Origin of the sequence: Microbacterium azadirachtae (assembly GCF_000956505.1) — a bacterium.
Lineage (GTDB): Bacteria > Actinomycetota > Actinomycetes > Actinomycetales > Microbacteriaceae > Microbacterium > Microbacterium azadirachtae_A.
The window spans coordinates 362142-375893 of record NZ_JYIX01000040.1; the positions used below are offsets into that span (position 1 = coordinate 362142).

The window sequence follows — 13752 nt, forward strand, 5'->3', positions numbered from 1 at the left end:
CCCCCGAAAGGAACACGATGACCCGGCACATCGAGATCAGGAAGAACACGTACCTCGACTCCGTCTCGCTCATGTCGATGAGCACCAGGGCGAATGCGGTCGACGGCGTCAGCCAGGCCCTGCTCGGCATGGCGACGCCGATGAACAAGGAGGTCCTCCTCAACGTCGGCGTGCAGGACGCCGCGATCGACGAGGCCAGGCCGAGCGATCTGATGATCGTGATCGACGCCTCGGACGACACCATCGCCGCGGCGATCGAGGCGGTCGACGACATCCTCGCCCGCAAGGACAAGGGCACCGCCGGCGCCGCCGAGGTGCGCTACCGCACTCTGGACGGCGCGTTCGCGGAGGTCCCTGACAGCGACCTCGTGCTCATCTCGGTGAACGGCGCTTTCGCGGCCCGCGAGGCGCGCAAGGCGCTGAACGCCGGCAAGCACGTCATGATCTTCTCCGACAACGTGTCCGTGGAGGACGAGCTGGCCCTCAAGACGCTCGCGCACGACAAGGGCCTGCTCGTGATGGGCCCGGACTGCGGCACCGCCATCATCAACGGCACCGGCCTCGCCTTCGCGAACGCCGTCCGTCGCGGCTCCATCGGCATCGTCGGCGCCTCCGGCACCGGCAGCCAGGAGCTGAGCGTGCGGATCCACGACTTCGGCGGCGGCGTCTCGCAGCTGATCGGCACGGGCGGTCGCGACCTCAGCACCGAGATCGGCGGCATCTCGATGATCGACGGCATCGCCGCGCTCGACGCGGATCCGGAGACAGCGGTGATCGTCGTCGTCTCCAAGCCCCCGGCAGAGGAGGTCGCCGACAAGGTGCTCGCCGCCGCCGGCGCCGCGTCGAAGCCGGTCGTCGTCACCTTCCTCGGATCCACTCGCACCGAGAGCGGCTACGAGAACGTGACGCTCGTCTCCGGCACCAAGCCGACCGCGATCGCGGCGGTGGTCGCGAGCGGCATCGACGAGTCCGCGCTCGACACGCATCCGCTGAACCTCCCGCTGATCGCGGAGGTGCGCGCGAAGCTCGCCCCCGAGCAGGCCTATGTGCGCGGGCTGTTCTGCGGCGGCACGCTGTGCGACGAGGCGATGTTCGCGGCGCTCGCGACCTCCGACGACGTGTACTCCAACATCCAGAAGGACCCGGCGCGCGTCATCGGCGCGAGGGACGTCTCCCGCGCGCACACCTTCCTCGACATGGGCGACGACGACTTCACCAACGGCCGTCCGCACCCGATGATCGATCCGACCCTGCGCCTGCAGCGGCTGGTCCAGGAGGCCGACGATCCCACCGTGGGCGTGATCGCGATGGACTTCATCCTCGGCTTCGGCTCGCACGAGGATCCGGTGGGGGTCACGATCCCGGCGATCCAGGAGGCCAAGGCGAAGGCCGCGGCGCGCGGGCAGCACCTGGAGGTCCTCGGCTACGTGCTCGGCACCGACCTCGACAGCCCGGCGATCGCCGACCAGATCGCGAAGCTCGAGGCCGCGGGCGTGACCATCGCCTCCTCCTCCACCAACCTCGGGCTGCTGGCCCGCGAATTCGTCGCGAAGGGTGACAACCGATGAGCGTCAACGAACTGTTCGGCTCCGCGCTGAAGCCGGTCAACCTCGGCCTCGACATGTTCGCCGAGGATCTCGCGGCGCAGGGCGTGAGCCCTGTTCTCATGGACTGGACCCCGCCCGGCGGCGGCGACCCCGAGGTCATCGCCGCACTCAGCACGCTCGAGGACCCGGCGATCGCCGCCAAGATCGACGCCGCCAACCAGGAGGCGCTGAGCCGCATCCTCGCCGCACAGCCGTTCCTGGAGGACTTCGGCCAGGCGATCGACGTCGTCCCAGGGATGACCGCGAAGACGATCCTGCACGCCGGCCCGCCGATCGCCTTCGCCCGTATGTCCGGCCCGATGAAGGGCGCCGTCACGGGCGCCCTCGTCTTCGAGGGGCTCGCGAAGGACCTCGACGAGGCCTTCGAGCTGGCCGCCTCCGGCGAGATCACCTTCTCGCCCTGCCACGAGCACCAGTCGGTCGGCTCCATGGCGGGGGTCACGAGTGCCAGCATGTGGGTGCACCAGGTGCGCAACCGCACGCACGGCAACCTCGCGTTCACGAACCTGTCCGAGCAGCTCTCCAAGATCCTGCGCTTCGGCGCCAACGACCAGTCGGTCATCGACCGTCTGAACTGGATGCGCGACGTGTTCGGCCCCGTGCTCTCCGGCGCCATGAAGCTCAACGCCGACGGCATCGATCTGCGACTCATGCTCTCGCAGGCGCTGCACATGGGCGACGAGGCGCACAACCGCAACGTGGCCGGCACGACCCTGCTGATCCAGGCGCTCGCGCCCTACATCCTGGAGACCGACTTCACGACGAAGGAGAAGCGCGAGGTCTTCGACTTCGTCGCCTCGTCGGACTACTTCTCCGGCCCCACCTGGATGGTCACGGCGAAGGCGTCGCTGGATGCCGCGAACGGCATCGAGAACTCCACGGTCGTGACCACGATGGCCCGCAACGGCGTCGACTTCGGCATCCGCGTCTCCGGCACCGGCGGCCAGTGGTTCACCGGACCCGCGCAGCAGGTCGTCGGCCCGATGTTCGCCGGCTACACCCCGGCCGACTCCGGCCTCGACATGGGCGACTCCGCGATCACGGAGACCTTCGGCATCGGCGGCTTCGCCATGGCCGCGGCGCCCGCGATCGTGGCCCTCGTCGGCGGCACCGTCGACGAGGCCATGGGCTACTCGCGCACCATGAACGCCATCACGACCGGGAACAACCCGAACGTGACCATCCCGGCGCTCGACTTCATGGGCGTGCCCACCGGCATCGATGTGCGCAAGGTCATGGAGACCGGGATCCTCCCGATCATCAACACCGCGATCGCCCACAAGGATCCGGGCATCGGCATGATCGGCGCCGGCATCACCCACCCGCCCGTCGAGGCTTTCCAGCAGGCGCTCGTCGCGCTCGCGGGCCGCGTCGCCTGACCCCCTGACAGCCGGCGCGGGCGCCCGATCGCCCGCGCCGGCCACCATCCAGGCCCTGCGTCGTCCTCGCCGGTGCCCGCAGCCCCCACACCGCACGTGCGAGCGCATCGTGCCGACAGATATGGATGACGATGTCCGCCACCCCCATCGATCCTGCCCTGGTGGATCCCGGCGCCGAGCGCGTCGCGGAGTATTCGCGGCGCGGCTACGCCGATGACGTGCTGCCGATCCGCCCTCAGGAGCGCACCTGGAGGACCACGCAGTTCCTCACCGTGTGGATGGGACCGATCCACAACATCCTGTCCTACTTCACGGTGGTCGGCTTCTTCGCGCTGGGCCTGTCCGCCTGGCAGGTCGTCGCGGCGATCATGACGTCGGCGGTGATCGTCTCCCTCGGGTACGTCCTGAACGGGCAGGCGGCAGCGAAGTACGGCGTGCCGTTCGCGATGCAGCTGCGCGAGGCGTTCGGCCACAAGGGCGCGCTCCTGCCCACCTGGATCCGCGGCATCATCGCGGGCGTCGTGTTCTTCGGCCTCACCACGGTGTCGGCGGCGAAGGCGTTCGACGTGGTCTTCACCACGATCTTCCCCGGATTCATGGACATCGGAGGCGGAGGGGACATCTTCGGGCTGCCGATCCCCACCGCCATCTCCTATCTGGTGACCTGGGTGATCACGGTCACACTGTTCCTCGGCGGCCAGAAGTTCCTCGGACGGTTCAGCACCTGGGCCAACCCCGCGGTGTTCGTCCTCGTCGTCATCGCCGTCGTCCTCGCCGTCGTCAACGCGGGCGGCTTCGGTGACGTGTTCGCCTTCCAGGCCGTGCACACCGCGGTGACGCCGCTGATCTTCATCAGCTGCGTCTCCGCTCTGGTGTCGAACTGGGCGGGCCCGATCGTGAACACGGGCGACTACACCCGCAACGCCACGTCGATGAGGGCGCCGGCGATCGGCTTCCCGATCGGAGTGATCGGCTCCTACATCCTGTTCACCCTGGTGACCGTGTCGTTCATGGCTTCCCTGCAGGTCGCGACCCGCGGAGAGTTCGACATCAACAGCCCCGGCGTCTTCGTGCAGGCGATCAACTCGATCGGCAACCCGTTCGTCGTCGTGCTGCTCATCCTCGCCATGAACGTCGGGGCGATCGCGTTCTGCGTGTTCGGCAACATGCTGCCCGCGGGTCTACAGCTGACCGCGCAGCTGCCGAAGGTCTTCACGGTCACGCGCGCGGCGGTGCTCTCCGCGGTCCTCGGCACGCTGATGCTGCCGTGGGTCTTCCTGGAGAACACCGACGTGCTCTTCCTCTTCTACTCGTTCATCGGATCGATGTTCGGGCCGATCGCGGGCATCATGCTCGCCTCGTACTTCATCGAGGGCAGGAAGACGCTCGATCTGGACGGCATCTACGCCGACTACAAGGGCGGACAGAAGGGATCCCTGCCCGCGTACAACTGGCGCGCGGTGGGCCTGCTGATCGTGAGCTTCGTCATCACGATGGCGGGCACCGTACTGAAGGACGTCGACGTCCTGGTGCAGATCAAGAACCTCGCGTTCTTCGCCGGTCTGTTCATCGGGTTCGTCGGGTACGCCCTGCTCACCCTGGCCGCCCGCCGGCGCGCCTGATCCGGACGAAGGAGACCCCATGACCCCCGCCACTCCCCCGGCCGACGTGCTGGACCGCTACTTCGCGCAGGCCGTCGAGGCGACCCTCGAAGGCCTGCGCGCCGGAGACGGCGGACCGTTCGGCGCCACGCTCGTCGATCCCGCCGGGCGGATCGTCGTCGCCGTCGGCAACACCGTCCTCCGCGAGACGGATATCTCCGGCCACGCCGAGATGGTCGCGGTGCGCGAGGCGTGCACGAAGCTGGAAACCCTGGATCTGTCGGGCCACGTGATGTACGCGACGTGCGAGCCCTGCCCGATGTGCGTCGCCGTGATGATGTGGGCGGGGATCACCACCTGCTTCTACGCGTCGACCCGCGTCGACGCGGCCGACAACGGATTCAGCGATCTGCGCCTGCGCCGTTTCCTCGACGGCAGCGACACCTCGGCGCTCGACATGATCCACCTCGAGCGCGGCCGCGAGGACTGCGCCGGGATCTGGACGGAATTCCAGCGCCGGAACGCCTGACCGGCGGACGAAGGAGGCCGGCACCCTGGACGGGTGCCGGCCTCCTTCGTGTCCCTGGATGCGGGGAGCTACTTCTTCTTGCCCTGGGCGCGACGCTCCGCGCGGTTCGCCGGAGCAGCCTGGTCGCCCTCGACGCGCTGCCCGAAGGCACCGCGCGCGGCCGGCTCCGCCGGCTCCTCGCTCTCGGACTGCGCACGCGCGGCCGCCTGGCGGAGGCGATCGGTCGCCGCCTGCTGCACCTGACCACGGTCGTTGCGGACCTCGACGTCGCCCGCGTCGTTGGGCGCGGAGTACTCGAGGCGCTGGTCGCCCGCCGACTCGGCGAGTCCCTTGGCCTCGACCTCGGTGATCCCCTCGTCGCCGGCCTGACGCACCTCGACCTCGAGGTTGTAGAGGTAGCCGACCGACTCCTCCTTGATCTGGCCCATCATGGCCTGGAACATGGAGTAGCCCTCGCGCTGGTACTCGACCAGCGGGTCGCGCTGCGCCATTGCGCGCAGGCCGATGCCGTCCTTGAGGTAGTCCATCTCGTACAGGTGGTCGCGCCAGCGACGGTCCAGCACCTGCAGGACCACGCGGCGCTCCAGCTCGCGGGTCGCGGCGTCTCCGAGCGACGCCTCGCGCGTCTCGTAGGCGACCATCGCGTCCGAGACGAGCTCGCGCTTGAGTCCCTCCGCCGTGATCCCGCCCTTGCGTCCGCCGGCCTCGGCGACCACCTCGTCGATCGTGACGTCGACGGGGTAGAGCGTCTTCAGCTCGGTCCACAGGCTGTCGAAGTCCCAGCTCTCGGTGTGCCCCTCGGCGGTGTGGTCGTCGACGACCGCGCCGATCGCGTCCTCCACGAAGTGCTTCACCCGGTCGGCGATGTCATCGCCCTCCAGGATGTGACGGCGGTCGGTGTAGATGGCCTCGCGCTGACGGTTGAGGACGTCGTCGTACTTGAGGACGTTCTTGCGCATCTCGGCGTTGCGCGCCTCGACCTGGCTCTGCGCGCTGCGGATGGCGCGGGTCACGAGGCCCGACTCGATCGGCATGTCCTCGGGGAAGTTCGTGCGCGCGAGGATCGCCTCGGCGGCGCCCTGCTGGAAGAGCCGCATGAGGTCGTCCGTGAGGCTCAGGTAGAACCGGCTCTCGCCCGGGTCGCCCTGACGGCCGGAGCGTCCGCGCAGCTGGTTGTCGATGCGGCGCGACTCGTGGCGCTCGGTGCCGAGCACGTACAGGCCGCCGGCCTCGACGACCTTGGAGCCCTCGGTGGCGACCTTCTCCTTCATCGCCTCGTAGGTCTCGTCCCACGCGGCCTCGTACTCGTCCGGCGTCTCCACCGGATCCAGTCCCTTGGCCTTGAGATCCTGCACCGCGAGGAACTCGGCGTTGCCGCCGAGCATGATGTCGGTGCCGCGGCCGGCCATGTTGGTCGCCACGGTGACGGCGCCCAGGCGTCCCGCGCGGGCGACGATCTCGGCCTCGCGGGCGTGGTTCTTAGCGTTCAGGACCTCGTGCTTGATGCCCTTCTTGCTCAGCAGCCGGGAGAGGTACTCGCTCTTCTCGACGCTCACGGTGCCGACCAGCACCGGCTGCCCGTTCTCGTGGCGCACCGCGATGTCCTCGACCACCTGCGCGAACTTCGCCGTCTCGTTCTTGTAGACGAGGTCGGCCTTGTCCTGGCGGATCATCGGCCTGTTGGTCGGGATCGGCACGACGCCGAGCTTGTACGTGGACATGAACTCGGCGGCCTCGGTGTCGGCGGTACCGGTCATGCCCGCGAGCTTGTCGTAGAGGCGGAAGTAGTTCTGCAGCGTGACGGTGGCGAGCGTCTGGTTCTCGGCCTTGACCGGCACGGCCTCCTTGGCCTCGATCGCCTGGTGGATGCCCTCGTTGTAGCGGCGCCCGACGAGGATTCGTCCGGTGTGCTCGTCGACGATCATGACCTCGTCGTTCATCACGACGTAGTCGGTGTCGCGCTTGAACAGCGCGAGCGCCTTGATCGAGTTGTTCAGGAACGAGATGAGCGGGGTGTTCGCCGACTCGTACAGGTTGTCGATGCCGAGGTAGTCCTCGACCTTCTCGATGCCGGGCTCCAGCACGCCGACGGTGCGCTTCTTCTCGTCGACCTCGTAATCCTCGCCCACGTTCAGCGTGCGAGCGATCTTCGCGAACTCGGCGAACCAGCGGTTCGCCTCGCCCGACGACGGGCCGGAGATGATCAGCGGCGTCCGCGCCTCGTCGATCAGGATCGAGTCGACCTCGTCGACGATCGCGAAGAAGTGCCCGCGCTGGACGAGATCCTCCTTGCGCCACGCCATGTTGTCGCGCAGGTAGTCGAATCCGAACTCGTTGTTCGTGCCATAGGTGATGTCGGCGTTGTACTGCTCGCGGCGCACCTCGGGCGTCTGCCCGGAGACGATCACGCCGGTGGTCATGCCGAGCGCGCGGTAGACGCGGCCCATGAGCTCGGACTGGTAGGTCGCGAGGAAGTCGTTCACGGTGATGACGTGCACGCCCTGCCCGGCGATCGCGTTGAGGTACGACGGGAAGGTCGCCACGAGGGTCTTGCCCTCACCGGTCTTCATCTCGGCGATGTTGCCCTCGTGCAGGGCAGCACCGCCCATGATCTGCACGTCGTAGGCGCGCATGCCCAGAGTGCGCTTCGCGGCCTCGCGGACGGCGGCGAACGCCTCCGGCATGAGCTGCTCGAGGGTCTCGCCCTTCTCGAACCGCGCGCGCAGCTCGACGGTCTCGTTGCGGAGGTCCTCGTCGCTGAGCTTCGCGAAGTCGTCCTCGAGCGCGTTCACGGCCTTGACGACGCCGTTCAGGCGGCGCAGGATCCGTCCCTCACCCGCGCGCAGCAGCTTCTCAAGAGGATTCGCCACGGATTCCATCTCCCTAGGGGTCTGACCCGCGCGCGACGCGCGCACGGCATACGGACCCATGTTACCGGGCCGTGACCTGTCGATCCCCTGCACCGGGTCGGTGGATCCGATCCGAGGCCCGGTCGCCGCCCCCGGGGCTGCGACACACCGCGCGGCGGAGGCAGACGGATGTTTCCGAGTATGCATATACTCGGAAACAGATTCCGGGAAAGGAAATACCGATGTCCGTTCGCCAGAGCCTCCTCGCCATCCTCGATCAGGGTCCCTGCTACGGGTACCAGCTGCGCGCCGAGTTCGATCGCCGCACCGGCTCGACCTGGCCGCTCAACGTCGGCCAGATCTACAACACGCTCGAGCGCCTGGAGCGCGATGGGCTCGTCGAGCGCGGCGACGCCGACGACCAGGGGCACGTGTACTGGGCGATCACGCCGGCCGGATCCGTCGAAGTCTCCGGCTGGCTCTCCTCCACTGTCGAGCGCGGCACCGGCACGCGCGACGAGCTCGCCATCAAGCTCGCGGTCGCCGCGACCCTGCCCGGCGTCGATGTGACGGCCGTCATCCAGTCGCAGCGCAAGGCCTCACTCGCGCAGCTGCAGGAACTGCAGCGCACGAAGTACGCCGGCCCCCAGCCGGACAGCCCGCAGGAGCTGGCCTGGACGCTCGTGATCGACAACATGATCTTCCAGGCGGAGGCGGAGGTGCGCTGGCTCGATCACACCGAGCAGCGCCTCGCACAGCACCCCCGGCACGCGCTGGAGCTCGAGCTCTCCACGGAGCATCCCAAGCGCGGAAGGCCCTCCGCCCGGTCCCTCAGCGCGCAAGCGACCTCGGGGAGCGCGGACGCATGACCGCCCCGGTGCTGCAGCTCATCGGCGTGTCGCAGCAGTACGGACAGGGTGCCACCTCTGTCAGCGCCCTCTCCGGCGTGGATCTCACGGTGTCCTCCGGCGAGCTGGTCGCCGTCATGGGGGCCTCCGGATCCGGCAAGTCGACGCTGCTCGCGATCGCCGGCGGGCTGCAGACGCCGACGGCGGGCGAGGTGATCGTCGAGGACACCTACCTCAGCTCGGCGACCTCGCAGGAGGTCGCGGCCCTCCGGCGCCGCTCGCTGGGATTCGTCTTCCAGGACTACAACCTCATCCCCACGCTCACCGCGATGGAGAACGTCACCCTGCCCCTCGAGCTGGACGGGATCTCGGGCAGGGCGGCACGGCGAGCCGCCCACGACGCCCTCGCCGCGGTGGGTCTCGACGTCAAGGCGTCCTCCTACCCCGACGACCTCTCCGGCGGTCAGCAGCAGCGCGTCGCGATCGCCCGCGCGATCGTCGGCGGGCGACGGCTGATCCTCGCCGATGAGCCCACGGGCGCCTTGGACTCCGTGACAGGGGAGGCCGTGCTGCGCGTGCTGCGCGAGCGCGTCGACGGCGGCGCAGCCGGGATCCTGGTCACGCACGAGGCGCGGCACGCGGCCTGGGCGGACCGGATCGTCTTCCTCCGCGACGGACGGATCATCGATCAGACCCGGCGCGACGACGCCGCCGATCTGCTGGTGGTGCCGTGAGCGGCACACGCGCGAGCCGGCGCACCGCATCGACGCAGCGCGCCAGGGCGCGCTCAGGGCGCCCTGCGCCCCGCCGACGCGACGCCACGGCTCCCGGGCCGCGGCGTGTCTGGCCGCGCCTGCTGGCAGACCTGCGCCTGGCCCGGCGTCAGGTGCTGCGGGCGAAGGGCTCGTCCGTCCTGGTCGTACTGCTCGTAGCCCTTCCCGTGGCCGGGCTGTTCGGCGCGGCCGTGTTCCTGGAGAGCCGCACCGCGACCGCGGACGAGGCGGTGACGCTACGGCTCGGGCACGCGCAGTCGCTGATCGAGTCGATCTCGCCGCTCCCGGAGGGATATCGGCAGGCGACCGACGAGCCGTCGATGTCCCAGGCCGAGGAGGGTGCGACGCCCGAGGCCGGGCCGCGGCCCATGGTTCCGGCGCCCACCGAGATCAGCGATCGAGTGCCCTCGAGTGCGCACGTGATCCCGGTCGAGCAGAGCACGGCCCGGCTCATCACTCCCACGGGAATGGCGAATTTCGCCGTGATGAGCGGGAGCGCCTGGGATCCGGCGCTCTCCGGCGCCTTCCGGATCGCGTCGGGCACCGCACCATCGGGCACGCACGAGGCGATGGCGGCTCCGGGGCTGCTGGAACGGCTGGGGATCGTCGTCGGCGACCGGGTCACCCTGCCCGACACCGGGACTTCGCTCACCATCACGGGCACCCTGCAGGCGCTCGATGCGCAGCGGTACGACGCGACCACGCTGTACGCGCCTCTCGGCGCGATCCCCGCGGACGCCGCCGGCCCTGGTCGGCGCTCGTGGTACATCGCGGACTGGCAACCGCGCTTCGAGGACTTCACCGCGTTCAACCGCGACGGCTACGGCGTGTACGCACGGGACGTGGTGCGGAATCCTCCGGCCGGCGCGCTCACCGCGAACAACGCCCGCTCGCCGCAGGTGCGCTGGGCCTCGTACGCGACCGGGGCGGTCTTCGCCGTCGCCAGCGGCTTCCTGGTGACGTTGCTCGCGGGTGCCGCGTTCGCCGTCGCCACCCGGCGCCAGCAGCGGTCCCTCGCCGTCGCGGCGAGCGTCGGCGCCGCGCGCGGGGACCTGTTCCGCGTCGTCGTTCTGCAGGGGCTCTCGCTCGGCCTCGTCGGAGGGATCGTCGGCGCCGTGCTCGGCGGCGCCGCCGTGGCGATCGCCCTGCGCGTGCTGGATCCGGGCGTGCAGGGACTCTTCTGGTCGAGCTACGGATTCCGGATCCCGTGGGACGCCGCCGTCGCGATCATCGTGTTCGCGGCGCTCGTGGGCATGCTCTCCGCGCTCGCCCCAGCCCGCGGCGCGACCCGCGGCGACACCCTCGCGGCGCTTCGCGGGTCGCGAAGGCCCGCCGTGCTGCGCCGGAGATTCCCGGTGTTCGGCGTCGTGCTCCTGGCGTCCGGCGTCGCGATCAGCCTTGCGGGCGGTGTGATCGCCGCCGTGTTCGCCGCGCCGAGAACCTTCGCCACCTACGTCGCTGCGGAGGACGCGGCGAACACGGAGACTCTGCAGACGGTGCTCCGCACGGTGTCGCTCTGGATGATGATCGGCGGCCCGCTCCTCATGCAGATCGGGATCATCTTCACCGGGCACACGCTCCTGCGCGGCGTCGCACGGGTCCTCTCGTCGATCGGACTCGCACCTCGCCTCGCCGCCCGCGATGCCGCTGCGAACCCCACGCGCACCGTGCCGGCGTTCACCGCGATCACGGCGAGCGTGTTCATCGCGACCTTCGTCCTCGCCACGCTCGCCACGACGTCCGCGGCCGGTGCGCGGCAGTACATGTGGACGGGTCCACTCGGATCCGTCACCGTGTCGTTCGGCGGCGAGGACGCCGACCGCGCGCAGATCGAGCAGAACGCGCGGACGCTGCTCGCCGGCACGGATCCTCAAGCGGTGTTCACGATCTCGTCGCCGTCGTCCCCGCCATACGATCCGGCGACAGGACGGCCGGAGCCCACGGATCTGCAGGAGTACCGGGCCTCCGTGCCGGACTGCGCGACCTGCGCACCCGGCGGAATGGGGATGCTCGTCATCGCGGATCCTGAGGCGGCGAATGCGATGTACGGCGGCCGGCTCAGCGACGATCAACTGCGCGCCTTCCGCGCCGGCGCCCTGCTCACCACGATTCCGGACGCCGTCGCCGTCGTCCCGCGCACGGCACAGATCGACGCCTATCCGGCCGGCACGCTCGGCGGCGGCTTCACCGGAAAGGAGAAGCCCACGGCTTCGGAGGAGCTCCCGCTCGTCGGAGTGCCGATGGCGCACTCCCGATTCGACGCCGTGATCACCCCGGCCACCGCTGCCCGCCTGGGCGTCCCCACCGTGGCCGACACTCTGATCGGCGTCTACGACACCCCGCCGGACACGGCGACCATGGATCGGCTCACCGCCGATGCCGACGGCATGAGCGGGCGCGGCTCCAGCATGTCCGTGATGCAGGAGAAGGGCCCGACGCCCGCCACGCCATGGCTGGCACTGGTCGCGGGCGTCGCCGGCGGGATCGTGCTCGGCGCCGCGGCGATCAGCCTCGGGCTGAGTCGTTTCGAGCGGCGACCGGATGATGCGACCCTGGCCGCCGTCGGCGGGAACCGCATCGTGCGCCGCAACGTCAACGCCTGGCAGGCCATCATCATCACGGGGCTCGGCGCACTCCTGGGGGTCGTGAGCGGACTGGTGCCGGCATGGAGCATGGTGATCGCCGATTCGCGGAACAAGACACCCGCGGACCTGCCCCTGCTCTGGCTGCTGGCGCTCGCGGTGGGGCTGCCCTTGCTCGTCGCGGCGCTCGCGTGGCTCGTGCCCCCGCGCGCACCGGAGCTGACGCACCGCGCGGCGATCGCCTGACCGGCTGCCGGCAGCCCCCGCGCGGGTGGGCTGCCGGCGCTCTGATCGCCGAGGGCGTAAGGGATCCACAGCCCGTGCACGGTCGGGGACCATAGGATCGGCGCATGGCCGGATTCTGGGGCAGACGCAAACGTGAACAGGAAGAGCTGCAGGCGCAGGACGCGGATCTCGCGCGGCGCGCCGAGCAGGCGATCGTCGCCGCCGACGAGCGGATCCGCACCTCCTCCGATGAGCTCGCCTTCGCGACGGCCGAGCTCGGCGACGAGATGACCGCCGACTTCCAGTCGGCGGTGGAGGCGGTGCGCTCGCACATGGGCGAGGCGTTCCAGCTGCACCAGCTGAACCACGACGAGATCCCGGACACCGCCGAGGAGCTTCGCACCCGCAACGCCCGCATCGTGCAGTTGTGCCAGTGGGCCGAGGACCTGATCGACGAGAAGTCCGCCGCGATCGCCGACGCCGTCGCCCGGGTGCGCAATGCGCCGCAGGTCGTCGCCAAGGTGCGCGCGGACGCCGCCGCACTGGAGGGCAGGGTGCCGCAGGCGCAGGCCTCCGTGGAGCGGCTGGCCACGCGCTACTCCGACACCGCCATGCAGCGTGTCGCCAAGAGCGCCGAAGAGGCCGCCCAGCTCGTGGTGTTCGCGAACCACGGCGCCGACGTGTTCGAGCGCCGCCGCGACGCCGGCCGCAACCAGGAGGCCGTGCTCGCGCTCGAGACGGCGACCGAGGCCACGCGCCGGGCGTCGTCGCTGCTCGACGCCGTGGACGACTTCGAGATCGAGGCGCTGCGGGCGGAGTCCACGCTCGCCGAGGTCGTCGCCGACTCGCGCGGCGACCTGGCAGCCCTGCCGATGGCGCCCGATGCCCCAGCCGTGGCGGCCGCCGCGGCCGAACTGCAGCGGGCGCTGAGCGCCCTCGCACCTGCCGGCAGCCGCACCGACCCGTTCGGGGAGCTCACGCGCCTGCGCGCGGCGAACACCGCGCTGGACGCGGCGATCGCGGCGGCACGGTATCGCGCGGAGCACCCGCTCCCCACGGTCAGCGCCGTGCAGCACGCGCTCGACGACGCGGACCGGCAGCTCGGCGTCGCGCGCGGCCTGATCGAGGGCCACCGCGGCTGGATCGGCGCGGATGCCCGCACGCGTCTCGCCGAGGCCGAGCGTCTGCGGGTGGACGTGCCCTCGCTGCTGCCCGCCGAGGAGACCCGCGAGCAGGCCCTGAGCACCGCGCGTCGCGTCGCGACGCTCGCCGCGGAGGCGCTCCAGCTCGCCCAGCACGACATCGACCGCTCCCGCCCCGACCAGGGCTGGGGCGGGAGCGGTCGATGTCGTGCTGGGC

General features: G+C 70.2%; 9 protein-coding genes. 8 read left to right on the forward strand and 1 reads right to left on the reverse strand.

Annotated features, from left to right (window positions below; translation table 11 throughout):
• The first annotated feature begins 17 nt into the window (after positions 1–17).
• The 4 genes from fdrA to RS86_RS19700 all read left to right on the forward strand — a co-directional run bounded on the left by fdrA (position 18) and on the right by RS86_RS19700 (position 5116).
• A complete protein-coding gene (gene fdrA / locus RS86_RS19685) occupies positions 18–1568 on the forward strand; it encodes an acyl-CoA synthetase FdrA (RefSeq protein WP_045273940.1) in 1551 nt (516 codons plus the stop codon).
• Positions 1565–2986 carry a DUF1116 domain-containing protein gene (locus tag RS86_RS19690; RefSeq protein WP_045273941.1) on the forward strand — a complete coding sequence of 474 codons (1422 nt, stop codon included), beginning with the start codon at positions 1565–1567 and terminating at the stop codon, positions 2984–2986. The genes fdrA and RS86_RS19690 overlap by 4 nt, the downstream gene beginning before the upstream one ends.
• Positions 2987–3117: 131 nt before the next feature.
• Positions 3118–4608: a cytosine permease gene (locus tag RS86_RS19695; protein WP_045273942.1), complete on the forward strand. Its 1491-nt coding sequence runs from the start codon at positions 3118–3120 to the stop codon at positions 4606–4608.
• 19 nt (positions 4609–4627) lie between these two features.
• Positions 4628–5116 (forward strand): nucleoside deaminase, encoded by a 489-nt coding sequence (locus RS86_RS19700; RefSeq protein WP_082076916.1) that lies wholly within the window; start codon positions 4628–4630, stop codon positions 5114–5116.
• Positions 5117–5184: 68 nt separating this feature from the next.
• On the opposite strand, the gene secA is transcribed toward RS86_RS19700, so the two are convergent.
• Entirely contained in the window at positions 5185–7986 is a 2802-nt protein-coding gene (gene secA / locus RS86_RS19705) for a preprotein translocase subunit SecA (RefSeq protein ID WP_045274016.1), read from the reverse strand.
• A gap of 221 nt (positions 7987–8207) precedes the next feature.
• Here secA and RS86_RS19710 point away from each other — a divergent pair, with 221 nt between their 5' ends.
• The 4 genes from RS86_RS19710 to RS86_RS19725 all read left to right on the forward strand — a co-directional run.
• Positions 8208–8834 (forward strand): PadR family transcriptional regulator, encoded by a 627-nt coding sequence (locus RS86_RS19710; RefSeq protein ID WP_045273943.1) that lies wholly within the window; start codon positions 8208–8210, stop codon positions 8832–8834.
• Complete coding sequence (locus tag RS86_RS19715) at positions 8831–9547, forward strand: ABC transporter ATP-binding protein (protein WP_045273944.1); 717 nt, start codon at positions 8831–8833, stop codon at positions 9545–9547. Before RS86_RS19710 ends, RS86_RS19715 begins: the two co-directional genes overlap by 4 nt.
• The gene (locus RS86_RS19720; RefSeq protein ID WP_152642243.1) at positions 9544–12414 is read left to right on the forward strand and encodes an FtsX-like permease family protein; all 2871 of its coding nucleotides are present in this window, start codon (positions 9544–9546) and stop codon (positions 12412–12414) included. Before RS86_RS19715 ends, RS86_RS19720 begins: the two co-directional genes overlap by 4 nt.
• Before the next feature lie 104 nt (positions 12415–12518).
• Positions 12519–13752: hypothetical protein (locus tag RS86_RS19725; RefSeq protein ID WP_045273946.1), on the forward strand; the 1234-nt coding region annotated here is incomplete at its 3' end.